Here is a 421-nt window from a genome sequence, read left to right as displayed (position 1 = left end):
GGTCAAGCTGCACACCGGCGACGGCCCGTACAGCATTCCCACCGAGTGGGTGCCGATGATGAAGGAGTTCCCGACCGTGAACTTCATCATGGCCCACTTTGGCGTGCAGACCGGCGGGGTGTACTGCTTCGAGCCGTTCCAGATGGCCATGGACATGCCGAACGTGTATTGCGAGTCCGGCTGGTGCCTGCAGTCGCGCATCGTCGAGTTCGCCAAGGTGCTGCCGAAGCACAAGATCCTGTTCGGCTCCGATACCCCGCCCAACGAGCCCGGCATGTGGCTGCGCCTGCTGGAGGTGCTCTGCTTCGAGCCGCCGCAGGGCCTGAACCTGGACGAGGACACGCTCGAGGACTACCTCGGCAACAACGTCGCCCGCATGATCGGCCTGGAACCCACGCCCGTGCCGCGCACGCTCGAGGAA

General features: G+C 64.8%; 1 protein-coding gene. It reads left to right on the top strand.

All coding sequences use genetic code 11. The features are described from left to right. Positions 1-7: 7 nt before the first annotated feature. Positions 8-421, top strand: a 414-nt coding sequence (locus AC1DBD_RS17845) for an amidohydrolase family protein (protein ID WP_476982725.1), incomplete at its 3' end; no start/stop codon positions are given.

The organism is Arthrobacter sp. 10T419, assembly GCF_056394105.1.
This window is presented reverse-complemented; position numbering and strand designations above follow the sequence as displayed.